This window comes from Maribacter aquimarinus (assembly GCF_047345505.1).
Taxonomy (GTDB): Bacteria; Bacteroidota; Bacteroidia; order Flavobacteriales; family Flavobacteriaceae; genus Maribacter.
Genome location: NZ_JBLFEO010000008.1, coordinates 24,145 through 39,969 on the forward strand (window position 1 = coordinate 24,145; position 15,825 = coordinate 39,969).

Genomic DNA, 15,825 nt, shown 5'->3' on the forward strand with positions numbered 1-15,825 from the left:
GCCCTCCTGCTGTCGGGGGGCGTATGTGGCCAGGCCACTGTAAAAGAGGAACGCCAAACTTTGAAAACCTATGGATTTGGAAAGCCGGACGCGGTTCCCATAACCGCACAGAACACAAAATTGGCCCCGTATTTTAAGTTTTATGAGTACCAACACCTGCCAAAGGAAAGGGAATGGACCGTGGTGATCCTTGAGAACGAGTTTATAAAGGTTTGGATCTTGCCCGAAATTGGCGGAAAGGTTTGGGGTGCCGTGGAAAAAAGTACGGGAAACGAGTTTCTGTACAAGAACGAGGTGGTAAAATTTCGCAACATTGCCATGCGCGGCCCTTGGACCAGTGGTGGAATAGAGTTCAATTTTGGAATTATTGGCCACCATCCTTCCACCGCAACGCCGATTAACTATAAGACCGTGGAATATGAAGATGGTAGTGTGGCCTGTATTGTTGGCAATGATGATCTTCCTTCCAATACGCACTGGACGGTGGAGATTAAACTGCCGCCCAAAACGGCCTATTTTGAGACCAATGCCACTTGGTACAATGCTTCACCCTTGACCGAATCTTACTATAATTGGATGACAGGAGCCGCACGGGCCGCGATGGACCTCGAATTTTTCATCCCAGGAAATGCTTACGTGGAGCATAACGGAGACGCACATCCTTGGCCGCTGGATGCCCAAGGGCGCAATCTGGCCATGTATGGGGAAAACAATTTTGGCAAGGACAAATCCTATCATATCGTTGGGGCGTACCAGAATTTTTTCGGAGGATATTACCACGATGAAAAAGTGGGGTTTGGCCAATGGGCGCCCTATGAGGAGATGCCGGGACAAAAACTTTGGCTTTGGTCTTTGGCCCGGTCCGGCGGTATTTGGGAAGACCTGCTCACGGACACGGACGGCCAGTATATAGAATTTCAGGCCGGCAGGCTACTTGATCAGTATTCGCCGGGCGCAGTGAATCCCATAAGTCAGGTAGGTTTCGCCCCGAAGGTCATGGACCAATGGTCCCAGATTTGGTTTCCCATAAAGGAAATTGGTGGTATGGAGGCGGTCTCGCGTGAGGCGGTACTTAATGTGGAAGAGGAAAATGGAAGCGCCAGGGTAAGCCTCAATGCCCTTCAAGAATTGAAGCATCGACTGGAGATAAGGGTAAATGGCAAGGTGCTTAAAAATGAGCTTATGGAACTGGGTCCAATGGAGGTGGCCAGCACCTCAGTTCCTTTGGCCAAAGGAAATGTCCTGGAGGTTCATCTTTTGGGTACAGACCTGAAGTACACCAATGAAAAGGATGCACACATCCTAAAAAGACCATTCCTTCCAGATACCGCACTCGTGGTTTCCAAGCATCAGCAATGGTATCAGGACGCCCTGGAGGCATTGGAGTTCAGGGAGTACCAAAAGGCACGGCAATTGGTGGGCCAATTGGTAGAGGAGGATGGCTCCCACAGGGAGGCACTCTTGGTCTTGTCCGAATTGGAGTACCGCAGGGCCAATTACCCGGAGGCACTCTCCCGGGCCAATGCCGTGCTCAGAATGGACACCTACAATGCAAGGGCCAATTACCTTGCCGGTATTTCCCATAGGGCCCTTGGAGATCATTTAAATGCCTTGGAAAGTTTGGGATGGGCGGCTAGGGACATTGGGCACCGTTCCCTGGCCTATGGGGAAATGGCAGAGTTGTATCTAAAGCAAGGCAATCATAAAAAAGCCTTGGAATACGGGCAAAGGGCGTTGGATTTCAATCGGTACAACAAAAACGCGTTGGAAGTCTTGCTGGTGGCTCGCAGAAAGGAAGGGGATGCAAGGGGTTTCCTAGCCGTTCTTAAAACATTAAAGGAATTTTCCCCCCTGAACCACTTTGCCGCAGTGGAAGAACAGTTCATGGAAAAAGGGGTTCAAGGCTTGGGGAAATGGGCTTATTTAAAAAATGAACTGCCAGGGGAAACCGCCCTTACAACCGCCATCCGGTACCACGAACTTGGTATGGAAACCGAAGCGATGCAAGTGCTCCAAAAGGTGCCGGGCACCCTAAAAAATGAAATATGGGTCGCCTACCTCACACACCGCAACCATCCAGGAGAGGCCAAGGCCCCATTGCGCTCGTTGAGCCAGGGTTCCGTTCTGTTTTCCTTTCCCTATAAAAGGGAGAGTCTAAAGGTGCTACAATGGGCCAACCGGACCATGGACCATTGGAAGTTCAGCTATTTATTGGCGCAAAACTACATTGCCCTGGATAGGGTCAAGGAAGGTCTGGATATCTTGGATTCCCTGGGAGAACGGCCCAACGTGGCCTCTTTTTATCAATTTCGGGCAGCGATGAACCGTGAAAAGGGCACAAGTGTTCGGGAAAAGGACTTCTTGAGGGCGTTGGAATTGGCACCGGCGGACTGGAAGGTCCATTTGGACGCCATCCAGTTCTATCTGGGAAATAATGCCTATGAAAAAGCACTTGCACGTTCTGAAACAGCCTTTGGTCAGTTTCCGAAGAATGACAATATTGGCCTGGCCCACGCCAAAGCCTTACTGCACAACGGGTACCCCAAGCGAACGCTCCAAGTTTTGGCCAACGTCCAGATTTTGCCCTTTGAGCACGCCAGTGAAAGCAAACAGATCTATGACGAAGCGCATTATGCCCTTTTGTTGGAGGCCTTGGAAAACAACGACCATTTGGCGGCAAAGGCACTGATCGGGGATTTGGGCAAATGGCCGGAAAACCTGGGCGTTGGTAAACCTTTTGATGTGGATGAAAGATTAATCCATTATGCATTGGCATTTTGTGCCGCCAAACAGGGAGATGATGCCCGGGTCCCTGCTTTTTTGGAAAAGGTCTTGGGATATGTAAATGAGGAGAAAGACCATTTTGGGACCAATGCCCTGTTAAGGTTGTTGGCCCTACGAGCGCTGAACCGTCCGGAGGACCTACAAAAGGATCTTGATCGGTTCAATGCCCGCCCCAAAGAGGACCAAAACACCAAGAATGCCCTGGCCCTCTTTGATAAGAGCCCCATCAACATCCCAACATCAACCCACCATAAAACCAAGTTGATGCAATTTTTTGTAGAGAATCCCCTTTGATGCAACCCATACCAGCCAATTGAAATGAGTCTTACCTATATTGACATTGCCATTGTCATTGCCTACGTAGTGGGCGTTTTGGCCCTGGGCTTTTACCTTTCCAACAAAGCCTCAAAAAATATGGAATCCTATTTTTTGGGCGGGAACGAGATGCCCTGGTATTATCTGGGCCTGAGCAATGCTTCCGGCATGTTCGATATTTCCGGCACCATGTGGTCCGTGGGCATCCTTTTTGTCTATGGCCTTAAGAGCGCTTGGTTACCTTGGCTCTGGCCGGTGTGGAACCAAGTGTTCGTCTTTGTCTATCTCGCCATCTGGATGCGCCGCTCCAATGTCATGACCGGGGCGGAGTGGATCACCTTTAGGTTTGGAGATGGCAGGGGCGCCAAACTCTCGCACATCATTATTGTGATCTTTGCGGTGATCAGCGTGTTGGGCTTCATTGCCTATTTCTTTGAGGGCATAGGAAAGTACAGCACGGCCATTTTGCCCTGGGACATGTCCTTCGATTTCTTTGGCTACCATGTGAGCTCGGCCAGGTCCTATGCCCTTATCATTTGCGGACTCACATCGCTCTACACCGTAAAGGGCGGCATGCACAGTGTGGTGGCCACGGAGGTAATGCAGTTTGTGATCATGACCATTGCCTGTATTGGCGTGGGCATCGTGGCCTTTACCATGGTCGATGGCGAACAGATCGCCGCCGTGGTGCCAGACGGATGGAACAACCTTTGGTTTGGAAGTGAGTTGGACTTGGACTGGTCCGGCACCATGTTTCCGCAGGTGAATGAAAAGATCGCCTCGGACGGGTTCGATCTCTTTGGACTGCTCTTTATGATGATGGTGCTCAAGGGCATCTTCGCCTCGGTCGCGGGACCGGTGCCCAGCTATGACATGCAGCGCATCCTGGCCACCAAGACCCCTTCCGAAGCCGCAAAAATGGGATTTCTCACCATCTGTGTGCTCTACCTTCCCCGCTACTTCATGATCATTGGGTTCGCCGTACTGGCCCTGGTCTTCATGGGCCCCGAGCTCAATGCCATGGGAGATGCCATAGATTTTGAAAAGGTGCTGCCCATGGCCATCAACCAGTTTCTGCCCGTGGGACTCAAGGGACTCATGCTGGCGGGGTTCCTGGCCGCCTTTATGGGCACCTTTGCCGCCTTTGTCAACTCCGCCCCGGCCTATATTGTCAATGACATTTACAAGAAATACATCAACCCCGGTGCTGCCGATGCCCAATTGGTGCGCCTGAGCATCCTGTCTTCCTTGGGCCTCGTCATGGTGGGCATTTTCTTTGGGTTCAATGCGGGCTCCCTGAACACCCTCATCCTTTGGTTGAGCTCGTCGCTCTATGGGGGCTATGTGGCGGCCAATGTGTTAAAATGGATTTGGTGGCGCTTTACCGGCAACGGCTATTTCTGGGGCATGCTCTTTGGCCTGGTGGCATCTACCGTTAAATTCATCTTCTTTCCGGAGTATGTGGATATTTTTGTGTTCCCCATCATCTTTGTCTTCTCCTTTGTGGGCTGTGTCATTGGCACCTTTTTGGAGCCGCTGCCCAACAAGGAAGCGGTAATGGCCTTTTATAGACAAACACGGCCCTGGGGTTTTTGGGGGCCCATAAAGGAGGCCGTGATGGCAGAGGACCCCAGCTTTGTGCCCAACCAGGATTTTAAACGGGATTCCTTTAATGTGCTGGTGGGCATTGTTTGGCAGATGGCCCAGGTGGTGATCCCCATTTACTTCATGCTCCGGCAGAACACCGAAATGGTCATTTGGTCCGCGGTATTGATCATAACGAGCTTCTTGTTGAAGAAATACTGGTGGGACCATCTAAAGACGGTGGACGAAAAATAGACACAGCATGCAAATAACTGGAACGTTTATAGACGAGATCAGCCATGACATCCCCCACCAGAACTGGGGACCCAAGGAGTGGGAAAGGGATTTTGCGCACATGCGCGCCGTGGGGATAGACACCGTGGTGCTCATTCGCTGCGGCTACCAGCGCTTTCTCACCTATCCCTCGGCGTATTTAATGGACAGGCACGGCTGTTTTAGACCACCGGTGGATCTGGTGGAACTTTTCCTCCAACTGTCCGAAAAATACGGGATGCAGCTGTTTTTTGGCAGTTATGACAGTGGAAAATATTGGGAGACCGGGGACATGTCCCATGAGATCCATGAGAACCTGCACGTTTTGGAGGAGGTATATGCCAGATATGGCCACCACAAAAGTTTTGGGGGCTGGTACCTGAGCCTGGAACTGAGCCGCAGGACCAAGGGCGCCGTGGAGACCATTGCCCAACTGGGCACCCACTGCAAGCAGCTTAGCGGGGGGCTACCGGTGCTCATCTCCCCATGGATCGACGGTAAGAAGGCCGTGATGGCGGCCGATCGGGCGCTGTCCAAGGACAATGCCGTTTCCCTGAGGGAGCACGAGCGGGAATGGAGCGAAATTTTTGACGGCATCAAGGGCAGTGTGGACATTGTGGCCTTCCAAGATGGGCACGTGGCCTACGAGGAGTTGGAAGATTATCTGGTGTTGAACAAAAAAATGGCCGATGCCGTTGGCCTCACCTCCTGGACCAATACGGAGTCTTTTGATCGGGACATGCCCATAAAGTTTTTGCCCATAAAGTTCGAAAAATTAAAGCTGAAGCTGGAAGCGGCCCAACGTGCGGGCTGCGGGAAGGCCATTACCTTTGAGTTTTCCCATTTTATGAGTCCACAGTCGGCCTACCCCCAGGCGGGACATCTGTACAACCGGTACAGGGAACATTTTTTGGGGTAGGAGGGCGGCACGTTTTCAGGTTGCTTTGTGTGCTGTGGAAATAGTGGCGCGGGTAAGATGGTTCTTAGGGTGATGGGCATAAAGGTAATTTGGCTTAACGTAACACGATTATGAGTATGGGGATGATGGCAAGCCTATGTAAAAGAATCCATTTCAAGTGGGGAGATCTGCTATGGGCAGTGGCGGGAATGCTCTGCATTGTTGGCAGTGCAAGCGCGCAAAGCGAGAAAGGGGTATGGCTAACCGATGTGGCCAGCAAGGCCTTGGATTCGCCCGAAGGCATACAACAAGTGGTGTCCGATTGTAAGGCCATGGGGCTGGAAAATATCTATGTGGTGGTCTGGAACCGCGGCCACACCCTGTATCCCAGTGCGGTGATGGACAGCCTTTTCGGAGTTCCCGTTGCGCCCCGGTTTTCCGGGTCGGATATGCTTCAGACCCTTTTGGATGCCGCCCACCGGGAAGGGTTGAAGGTGCACGCTTGGTTCGAGTTTGGTTTTAGCAGCAGCTATCAAGAGCCGGATGGAGGGCATATCCTGAGAAAGAAACCCGAATGGAAGGCATTGGACAACCAGGGGAAATTGGTGTCCAAAAATGGCTTTCAGTGGATGAACGCCTTTCATCCCGAGGTACAGGATTTCTTGTTGTCCCTTATTTTGGAGGTGGTGCACAACTATGATATAGACGGTATCCAGGGAGACGATCGCCTGCCTGCCAATCCGTCCACTGCGGGCTATGATCCCTTTACCTTGGGCCTTTACGGAGGGGAGCACCAAGGGAAACGCCCTCCGGAAGACCATGAGAATGCGGAGTGGGTGCGCTGGCGGGCCCAGAAACTGAACACCTTCGCCCAAAAGATATACACCAGCGTAAAAGCGGCAGATGCCCGTGTCAAGGTCACCATGGCGCCCAGCATCTACCCCTGGAGCCGGGACGAATACTTGCAGGACTGGCCCACCTGGGTCAGGGAAGGTTGGGTAGATGCCATTATTCCGCAGGTGTACCGCTATGACCACCCCGCCTACGCCAGCACCTTAACGACCAACTTGGCCTTTATGCCCAAAAACACCAATATTCCCTTTGTGCCCGGCATTTTGCTCCGGGTAGATGACTATACGCCCAGCAAACGCTTCCTGAGGAAGATGCTGCGCACCAACAGGCGCTTGGGCCTTGAGGACGAAGTGTTCTTTTTTTACGAAGGGTTGAAGTGGCACAGTACCTTTTTTAAAAAACGATATCAAAAATTCTGAACGACGCAATGGGCCAATGTGAATCCCGAGATTCTGGGATACGGATGTTGGCAAAGAACATGGGATGGATGTAAAACAGTAAAACGGAACAGATGAAAACATTCTTTTTGTGCTTTATGATGCTCCTGGCGGGACCATGGCTCGGCGCCCAGGAACAAACGGAAATCCTTATTGTTGGCGGTGGTGCCGGTGGCACTTCGGCGGCCATACAGGCGGCCCGGATGGGGGCCAAGGTCACCGTACTGGAACGCACCACCTGGTTGGGCGGCATGCTCACCAGTGCCGGGGTTTCGGCCATTGATGGCAACCACAAAATGCCCTCCGGAATCTGGGGCGAGTTCAGGGACAGTCTCTACGCCCGCTATGGCGGGCCAAAAGCCGTGGCCACCGGCTGGGTGAGCCACACCCTCTTTGAGCCCTCCGTGGGCAATGCGGTGTTAAAGAACATGGCCCAAAACCCCAACATCGAAGTGCTGTACGAAGCCCATTACCAAACCGTTGCCAAGAAGGGGGGATCATGGGAGGTGGCCTACCGCCACCAAGGAAGGCAAAAACGCATCACGGCCACCATCTTGGTCGATGCCACCGAGATCGGGGAGCTGCTCCCCTTGGTGGGCGCTCCCTTTAGATTGGGCATGGACAGTAAGGAGGAGACCCAGGAAAAAGAGGCCCCCGAGCAGGCCAACACCATTGTCCAGGACCTGACCTATGTGGCCATCTTGGAAGATGTAAAAACCAAAAAGGGCCGTCGTGGTCTGGTTAAAAAGCCCAAGGACTATGATGCCGAGGCCTACGCCTGTGCCTGCAAGCGGGAGGGGGGCCAGATGTTTGGCAGCGTGTCCAGTTGCCAACAGATGCTCAATTACGGCAAGTTGCCCAATGACAAGTACATGATCAATTGGCCCAATTGCGGGAACGACTTTTTTGTGGACTGGCCCAATATGAACGCGGTCCAAAGGGAAGAGGCCCTTAAAAAGGCCAAGTCCTTTACCCAGGGCTTTGTGTATTACATTCAAAATGAGCTCGGTTTTGCCAACCTGCGCCTGGCCATGGACGAGTTTCCCACCGCGGACGGTTACCCCATGATCCCCTATGACCGGGAGGCCAGAAGGGCAAAGGCCCAGGTGTTCCTAACGGTAAACCATCTGGAGCGTCCCTATGATTTTGGGCTCTACAAGACCGGAGTGGCCGTGGGCGATTATCCCATAGACCACCACCACGACAAAAACCCGGACACCCCGGAAATCGATTTCATCAACATCAAGGTGCCCAGTTACAACGTGCCCTTGGGGGCGCTGATCCCGGAGAACGTGCCCCATTTCATCGTGGCCGAAAAGAACATTGGCGTCTCCAATATTGTCAACGGCGCCACGCGACTGCAGCCCGTGGTCCTGGGCATTGGCCAGGCGGCCGGGGCCCTGGCGGCCACCAGCATAAAAGAGGGCAAGCCCCCTGCCCATGTGTCCGTGCGCAGCGTACAGCGGGCCCTGTTGGCAGATGGGGCCTACCTCATGCCCTTTATGGACGTGAACAAAGAGGACAACGCCTTTGGGGCCATGCAGCGCATCGGGGCCAGTGGGGTCTTCAAGGGGGTGGGCGTGCCCTATAAGTGGGCCAATGAAACCTGGTTCTATCCCGAGCGCATGGTAACGGAACGGGAGCTGTGGGAAGGGCTGTTGCCACTGTTCCCCAAGTTGAACACCTATGCCGCCCCTGGTGCGCCCCTGGGTCAAGAGGCTCTGGTGCGCCTGTTGCGCCAGGTGGACGAAAACATCACACAAAAGGAAGTGGGGGCCGCCCTCCATGCGCTTTCCGGGGACAAAGACCCGGAGGAGGGCAAACCCCTGACGCGAAGACAGGTGAGCTGGGTGGTGGATGCCCTTTTGAAACCTTTTGATCTGGAGGTGGATTTTCAGGGGAATATGGTGCGCTGAGGAAGCATGTCCACCGCTTGGTGGCTAGGTCCTTGCCGCAGCCCTCTTGGCCTTGTAAAACCCTTTCTGGGCCACATAGATGGTCTTGTGCACCTCGCAGAACACCACGGAGCCATCCTTGTTGGTCAGGGTGGTTTTTTTTACAAAGTCTATTTCCTGGGCGCTGGCCACCCGGGTTTTTATGGTTTCCAGTTCTTGGGCGGAAAAATGGAAGGCCGCGTACATGGTCTCCGTGCCCGGCCGCTTAAAAAAGATTTCGGCAGATTTGTCCCACACCACGTATTCATCTCCCAGTAGCTGCATCAACTGGACCATGGGAATCGGGTCCACCGCCGCGAACATGCTGCCACCGAACATGGTGCCCACAAAATTCCTGTTCTTGTAGGAGAGGCGCAGGGCCACGGTGATGTGCGAGAGATCTTTGGAAACGGAGGTAAGTTTGCCCGTGCTCCTCCGGTACATGGGAGATAGGTTGAAACCGTACTTGAACAAGGTGCTTTTTGGAAGGTACTTTTCGCCCACTTTGGCCAAGCGCTGATAAAATGACATGTGTGTTGTTCCTTTTTTGTTGGGTTTTGTGCCGGCCCGGAAGCCGGGATATCGTAGGGTGTGTTGGGTGGGCCAAAGGGCTTCTGGCCTAGGGTTCAAACATCAAACTTAAAAATTCGGCCACACAGGCGGGCTTCCCGTGCCCTTTTATTTCCACTTGGCACTGCCAGGTGATTTTGACGCCACGCTCCGCATAAGCCTCCACGGTGCTTATTTTGACCAACAGCCGTATGTCGCTGTCCACCAAGACGGCAGCGGGGAAGCGTACCTTGTTCAGCCCGTAGTTGATCCCCATCGTGGCCGATTTTACCCGGAGCACATCCGTTAAGAGTTTGGACAAGAGGGCCACCGACATGAACCCATGGGCAATGGTTTTTTTAAAGGGCGAATGGGTCGCGGCCTTCTCGGCATCCACGTGCAGCCATTGAAAATCTTGGGTGGCCTGGGCAAAATCATTGATCATTTCCTGGGTTACGGTAAGCCACTGGCCCGGTGGCAGGGACTGCCCCTCCATCTCTTTTAGTGTTTTTAAGTCCGGTATCTCAACCAATGCCATAATGTTGGGTGTTTTTCTGGGGAACATGGACCGTTTTTTGCCGGTACCCTTTATGATCCCTTTCTGTTTTGCTCAATTTTGTCTATCGCCCCAAAACGTTGCGGCTGCCCAAGTTTCCCCGTGACGTGCCTTTTCCCGTCTCTATTTGGTGGCCCTTGGGCAGCAACCCGGGTCCGTGGCCAGTGATCGTTCCGTTCTGTGGCCTTGGGTTTGTGCATCCCAAGACCGTCATCGGGACATGCCCCCGTCAATGGTAAGGCAGATGCCGGACACGAACTGGGCCTCATCGGACGCCAGGTAGAGATAGCCGTAGGCAATGTCCATGGGCCGTGCCACCTTTTTCAGGGGGATACTGGCCTTAATGGCCTCCATGTGCGGCTCGGGTATTTGGGCCACCATATCGGTCAGGGTGAAGCCAGGGGCCACCGCATTGGCCGTAATGCCGTATTTGCCAAGTTCCATGGTCCAGGTTTTGCTCATGGCTATGACCCCGGCCTTGGTTGCCGCGTAATTTGTTTGGCCAAAATTGCCGCGAAGCCCCACGTTGGAGGCGGCACTGACAATGCGGCCGTAGCGCTTGGCTTTCATATAGGGGGCCACCGCTTGGGTGCAGATGAACACTCCTTTGAGGTTCACCTCCACCACCGCATCCCATTCTTCCATGCTCATTTTTTCCAGGGTGCGGTCTTTGGTGATGCCGGCATTGTTGATGAGGATATCAATTTTGCCATATTTTTTGTGCACAGCCGCGAAGAGGGTTTCAATACCTTGCTTATCGGTCACTGAAACGTTATGGTAGCTGGCCCTGCCTCCCTTGGCCACAATGCGTTTGGCCACTTCGGCGCCCTGTTCCAGCAGGTCAATGATGATCACGGTGGCGCCCTCTTGGGCAAACAGTGCCGCAATGGCTTCCCCAATGCCCCGGGCGCCACCGGTTACGATCGCTATTTTGTCTTTTAGTCTCATGTTTTTTTTTAAGGATTACGTTTAACATCTTCTTACATCTCGATCACCAATTTGCCGCTCACTTTGCGTTGCATCATCTCCTCCAATGCCTCGGGAGCGTTTCTTAGCGGGTAGGTGGCATGGATATGGGGTTTCAGTTTTTCATCTGCCTGCCACTGCATCAGGGTTTTGGTGTTGGCCAAATTTTCTTTTGGAAATTTCATCGCAAAGGCGCCCCAGAAGACCCCGACCACGGATGCCCCTTTCAACAGGGGAAGGTTTAGGGGCAATTTGGGAATCTCGCCCGCGGCAAAGCCCACCACCAGGTGGCGTCCGTTCCAGCCCATGGCCCTAAAGGCGGCTTCCGAGAAGTTGCCCCCAACCGGGTCGTACACCACATCCACCCCTTTGTTTTGGGTAAGCTCCTTTAGCGTGGCTTTGATGTCCTGCACCCCGTAGTTCATGGTTTGGTCTGCACCATGTTTTTTGCACAGGTCCAGTTTTTCCTTTGAGGAGGCCGCGGCAATGACCCTGGCGCCCATTAATTTGCCCAGTTCCACCGCTGCCAGGCCCACTCCACCGGCAGCTCCCAGTACCAATAGCGTTTCGCCCGCTTGCAGTTTGCCCCGGTCCTTTAGGGCATGGAAGGAGGTACCGTAGGCCATTAAAAAGGACGCGGCAATGGGAAAGGACATGCCCCTTGGCTTTAAAAAGCACGCCTTAGCGGGCACCAAAACCGCTTCTGCCATCGCCCCGTGGGCCACAAAACCAAACACCTCATCGTCCACCTGGAGGTGGGAAACCCCTGGGCCAACCGCCTTTACAATACCGGCCAGGTCGCTGCCGGGGGTAAAGGGCAGTTGGGGCTTAAACTGGTATTTGCCCTGAATGATGAGCGTGTCCGGGAAGTTCACGCCACAGGCCTTCACCTGTACCAATACCTCCATTTCTCCTGGCACGGGCTCTGGAACGGTCTCCAGGGCCAATGTAGATGGCGGCCCGTAGGTGTTGCATCGTATGGCCCGCATCAGTCTTCAATTACCTTTAGCACCAACTTCCCCAATTTCTCTCCAGAGAACAGCCGATCAAAGGTCTGCGGGAAGTTTTCTATGCCCTCGTACACCGCCTCTTTGCTCTTGAGTTTGCCTTGGGCCATCCATGCTCCCAACTGCATGGCGCCCTCTTTGTAACGGTCGGCATAATCAAACACCACCATGCCCTGCATGGTGGCGCGGCTTACCAATAGTGCCAGATAGTTGCTGGGGCCTTTCACCGCCGTTTTGTTGTTGTACTGCGATATGGCGCCGCAGATGACAATGCGCGCGTGCCGCTTTAAGCGGGTCAGGGCAATGTCCAAGATATCGCCGCCCACATTGTCAAAATAGACATCTATGCCCTTGGGACATTCTTCCTTGAACCGTGAGGCCACGTTCTCATTTTTATAGTCAATACAGGCGTCAAAGCCCAGTTCGTTCACCACATAAGCACATTTTTCGGCACCGCCAGCGATGCCCACCACGGTACAGCCCTTGATTTTTGCCACTTGGCCCACCACGCTGCCCACGGCACCCGCGGCACCGGAAACCAGGACCACATCGCCGGCCTTTATTTGCCCCACCTCGGTAATGCCAAAATAGGCGGTCATCCCGGTCATTCCCAAGGTGCCTATGTAAGTGGGCAATGGGGCGAGTTTGGGATCCACCGGGTAATAGCCCTGGCCGTCCGTGGCCGTGTACTGTTGCACGCCCCCGGTCCCGGCCACAAAATCGCCCACCTTGAACTTTTTGTTGTTGGACCGTACCACTTCGCCCACGGAACCTGCCCGCATCACCGACCCAATTTCCATGGGGGCGATGTACGATTTGGCGTTGTTCATCCAGCCCCGCATGGCGGGGTCCAAGGAAATATAGTGCTGTTTGATCAAGATGTCGCCATCGCCAATTTCCGGGATGGGGTTTTCCACCAAATTCCAGGTGTCCGCTTCGGCCTTGCCCGTTGGGCGCTTTACAAATAAGAGTTGCTTGTTCATCATTATTGGTTTTATTTTTTCCCAAAAAGGGGCGTTGCACTGTTGCAGTGGTCAAGAATCACCGTCCAGCATTATTTTTTGCGGGTAAAATGTGCCACATAGGCCTCCATTTTCTTCCTGATCTCCGGTTTCCACCAGAGCGCTGCGGCCTCCTTCAGGACGTTTTCAGAATCGGTGTCCAATTTCTCCCACAGGGATTTTCTGACCTTGGCCTTGGTGTTTCTCCAGATTTCGGGGTCTGCCGTTAGATGGTGCCGTAGCTGCTTTTCCGCTCGTGGCAGCACCTCTTCCAGGGGCAGGAGTTCGTCCACCAGACCAGCGGCCATCGCTTCCTTCCCGCTCAATAATCTGCCTTCCAAGAGGTAGCGGCTCGCGCGGCCGAGCCCCATCCAAAAGGCATATATTTCTGTTAGGTTTTGGCTGATCTGAATGTTAACGGCCACTTCGTTCAGGCCGATCACGTATTTGTCGCCCGCTGCCATATAGCGGTTGTCACTGGTTACGGCCAGCACGCATCCCCCGGCCGGGGCGTGTCCGGTAATGGCCGAGACAAACGGCTTTCCAAACTGCACCAGTTGCAGGTACAGCGCGCCAAAATCTCTGAAGAACTCTTGTATTTGGGCCTCGTTGTAGGTCATGAGCTCGATCAGGTCCAGGCCCGCCGAAAAGTAATGGGGCTGTCCCGTAAGCACAACACCTTGCACGGCGGGGTCTTTTTCCATCCGGGCAAAGGTGCTGCGCAGTTCAAGCACCATGTCGTGGTTCAGGGCATTTACCTTGCCCCGGTTCATCTGGACGATGGCGTAGCGTTCTTTTGTGTTGATTTTCAGGTGTTTCATATGGGTTTACAATGAGGTTCCGCCGTCCAAGGTCAAGGTTTGTCCGGTGATGAATCTGGAATGGTCCGATGCCAGCCAACAAATGGCCTCGGCAATTTCATGGGCCTCGCCAAACCGCCCCATTGGGATCATGCGCAGCAGGTTCTTTTCCATGGTGTCGCTGCTGGCCAAGAGTTGGTTCAGTAGGGCAGATTGCGTAAAACCGGGGCAAACCGCATTGATGCGGATGTTTTTTCGGCCGTACTCCAAGGCGGCCGATTTGGTCATGCCCACCACTGCAAATTTACTTGCGCTGTACGAAAGGTTGTTCCCCGAGGCCTTTAGCCCGGCCAGGGAGGCCACGTTCACAATGGCGCCATGCCCCTGTTGGGTCATTTGCCGTAGGGCCAGCTGCATGCAGTAGAAGACGCCCGTTTGGTTCACGGCGATCACCTGGTGCCAATCGTCATGGTCATGCACTGCCGTTTTCAGTTGGTGCTTGCCGCCAATGCCGGCATTGTTCACCATCACGTCCAATTGCCCAAAGGTGTCCACTGTTTGGGCAATCAGGGCTGCTACCTCCTTAAACTGGGTAACGTCCGTCTGTGCGGCCGTGGCCTTTCCCCCGGCATCTTCAATGTCCTTTACCGTTTCATTGGCTTTGTCCACATCAATGTCCGAGACCGTGACGCGGGCCTTGTGGGCCGCAAACAATTTTGCCGTGGCGGCACCGATGCCGCTTCCCGCTCCGGTAATGACCACCACCTTGTCTTTTAAGTCCATGCTTCGCTATGTGTATAAATGATCAATTTGTTTTTTTTGAATGGCCTGCCAGGCGGTTGCGCAGCACAGGGCCGATGCTTTGTTCAGCTGCGCAAACTTGGGGTCTTGGGTGTGCCCCTGCCGGTAGCGGTAATAGATCTGTTGGGCAATGACCGCAATCTTGAACAGTCCGTACGCATAATAAAACACAATGTGGTCCACATCCCTGCCGCTTTTCAGGGCGTACTGCTGTACGATGTCCGTCCTGGACGGGTTGCCTTCCATCACGGTGGGCGAGGGCAGTCCTTGCTTCATGAATTCGGGGTCTTGGTGGGTGGTCCAGTAGCCCAAGGAGGTGCCAAGATCCATCAATGGATCGCCCAGGGTACACATTTCCCAATCCAAAATGGCGGTGATTTCGGTCCAGTTTTCGTCCTTGAACACCACATTGTCATACTTAAAATCGTTGTGTATGAGGGTATGTCCATAGGTTTTGGGTTGATGTTCCTCCATCCACTGCATCACCTTTTCGGCCTCCACCACGGCTTCGGTGGCCGCGGCGAGATACTGTTTGCCCCAATTGGTCACCTGCCGCGCCACATAGCCCTCAGGGCGGCCCAAACCTTGCAGGCCCACCTCCCGGTAGTCAATGGTGTGGAGGTCCACAAAGGCGTCCAGCCAAGTGGCCCCGATGGTCTGGAAGGCCCGGGGCCCCACTTTTTTCTGTTTGGCGGTGGTTGCGGTGAGGATCTCCCCTTCCACCTTGCTCATAATGTAGAAGGGCGCCCCCAGCAAGGCACCGTCCGAAAACGCAAAGGCGGTGGGGGTTTTTCCAAAAACCGGTTGTAAATGCTTCAAGACCTGGTATTCGCGGCCCATGTCATGCCCCCGTTTTGGGGCGGAAAAAGGGGGGCGGCGCAGTACAAATTCTTTTCCTTCGCAGGCCAGTAAGTAGGTGAGGTTGGAATATCCGTTGGAAAATTGACGAACGGACAGCTCCCCGTGGGGGGAGGACACCAATCCGTGCTGCGCCAGAAATGCCATCAGCTTTGCCTTGGGGAGTTCTTCCCCGGCACGAATGGGTCTGGTGTTGCTGATTGCCGACAT

The 15,825-nt window shown here is 53.8% G+C and carries 13 protein-coding genes; 5 read left to right on the forward strand and 8 right to left on the reverse strand.

Translation table 11 applies throughout. From position 1 onward, the window contains the following. Nucleotides 1-60: 60 nt before the first annotated feature. The 5 genes from ACKWCC_RS07545 to ACKWCC_RS07565 all read left to right on the forward strand — a co-directional run bounded on the left by ACKWCC_RS07545 (nucleotide 61) and on the right by ACKWCC_RS07565 (nucleotide 9,059). Entirely contained in the window at nucleotides 61-3,078 is a 3,018-nt protein-coding gene (locus ACKWCC_RS07545) for a DUF5107 domain-containing protein (RefSeq protein WP_413995307.1), read from the forward strand. Between the two features lie 24 nt (nucleotides 3,079-3,102). Continuing rightward, nucleotides 3,103-4,938: a sodium:solute symporter family protein gene (locus ACKWCC_RS07550; RefSeq protein WP_413995308.1), complete on the forward strand. Its 1,836-nt coding sequence runs from the start codon at nucleotides 3,103-3,105 to the stop codon at nucleotides 4,936-4,938. A gap of 7 nt (nucleotides 4,939-4,945) precedes the next feature. Beyond that, nucleotides 4,946-5,875, forward strand: a complete 930-nt coding sequence (locus ACKWCC_RS07555) for a DUF4434 domain-containing protein (protein WP_413995309.1) — start codon at nucleotides 4,946-4,948, stop codon at nucleotides 5,873-5,875. A 116-nt stretch (nucleotides 5,876-5,991) separates the two neighbouring features. After that, nucleotides 5,992-7,125 carry a glycoside hydrolase family 10 protein gene (locus ACKWCC_RS07560; protein WP_413995310.1) on the forward strand — a complete coding sequence of 378 codons (1,134 nt, stop codon included), beginning with the start codon at nucleotides 5,992-5,994 and terminating at the stop codon, nucleotides 7,123-7,125. 92 nt (nucleotides 7,126-7,217) lie between these two features. Further along, nucleotides 7,218-9,059 carry an FAD-dependent oxidoreductase gene (locus ACKWCC_RS07565; RefSeq protein ID WP_413995311.1) on the forward strand — a complete coding sequence of 614 codons (1,842 nt, stop codon included), beginning with the start codon at nucleotides 7,218-7,220 and terminating at the stop codon, nucleotides 9,057-9,059. Nucleotides 9,060-9,083: 24 nt separating this feature from the next. Here ACKWCC_RS07565 and ACKWCC_RS07570 read toward each other — a convergent pair whose 3' ends face one another. From ACKWCC_RS07570 to ACKWCC_RS07605, 8 genes are all read right to left on the reverse strand, one after another. Next, the gene (locus tag ACKWCC_RS07570; RefSeq protein ID WP_413995312.1) at nucleotides 9,084-9,608 is read right to left on the reverse strand and encodes a DUF4442 domain-containing protein; all 525 of its coding nucleotides are present in this window, start codon (nucleotides 9,606-9,608) and stop codon (nucleotides 9,084-9,086) included. Between the two features lie 88 nt (nucleotides 9,609-9,696). Beyond that, nucleotides 9,697-10,164 carry a MaoC family dehydratase gene (locus ACKWCC_RS07575; protein ID WP_413995313.1) on the reverse strand — a complete coding sequence of 156 codons (468 nt, stop codon included), beginning with the start codon at nucleotides 10,162-10,164 and terminating at the stop codon, nucleotides 9,697-9,699. Nucleotides 10,165-10,392: 228 nt separating this feature from the next. Continuing rightward, a complete protein-coding gene (locus ACKWCC_RS07580; protein WP_413995314.1) occupies nucleotides 10,393-11,130 on the reverse strand; it encodes an SDR family NAD(P)-dependent oxidoreductase in 738 nt (245 codons plus the stop codon). Between the two features lie 32 nt (nucleotides 11,131-11,162). Then, nucleotides 11,163-12,137, reverse strand: a complete 975-nt coding sequence (locus ACKWCC_RS07585) for an NADPH:quinone oxidoreductase family protein (protein ID WP_413995315.1) — start codon at nucleotides 12,135-12,137, stop codon at nucleotides 11,163-11,165. Continuing rightward, on the reverse strand, nucleotides 12,137-13,138 hold the full coding sequence (locus tag ACKWCC_RS07590; RefSeq protein WP_413995316.1) for an NADP-dependent oxidoreductase: 1,002 nt from the start codon (nucleotides 13,136-13,138) through the stop codon (nucleotides 12,137-12,139). The genes ACKWCC_RS07585 and ACKWCC_RS07590 overlap by 1 nt, the downstream gene beginning before the upstream one ends. A 71-nt stretch (nucleotides 13,139-13,209) precedes the next feature. After that, a complete protein-coding gene (locus tag ACKWCC_RS07595) occupies nucleotides 13,210-13,977 on the reverse strand; it encodes an enoyl-CoA hydratase/isomerase family protein (protein WP_413995317.1) in 768 nt (255 codons plus the stop codon). A gap of 6 nt (nucleotides 13,978-13,983) precedes the next feature. Then, complete coding sequence (locus ACKWCC_RS07600; protein WP_413995318.1) at nucleotides 13,984-14,739, reverse strand: SDR family NAD(P)-dependent oxidoreductase; 756 nt, start codon at nucleotides 14,737-14,739, stop codon at nucleotides 13,984-13,986. A 6-nt stretch (nucleotides 14,740-14,745) separates the two neighbouring features. Further along, on the reverse strand, nucleotides 14,746-15,825 hold the full coding sequence (locus ACKWCC_RS07605; RefSeq protein ID WP_413995319.1) for a phosphotransferase family protein: 1,080 nt from the start codon (nucleotides 15,823-15,825) through the stop codon (nucleotides 14,746-14,748).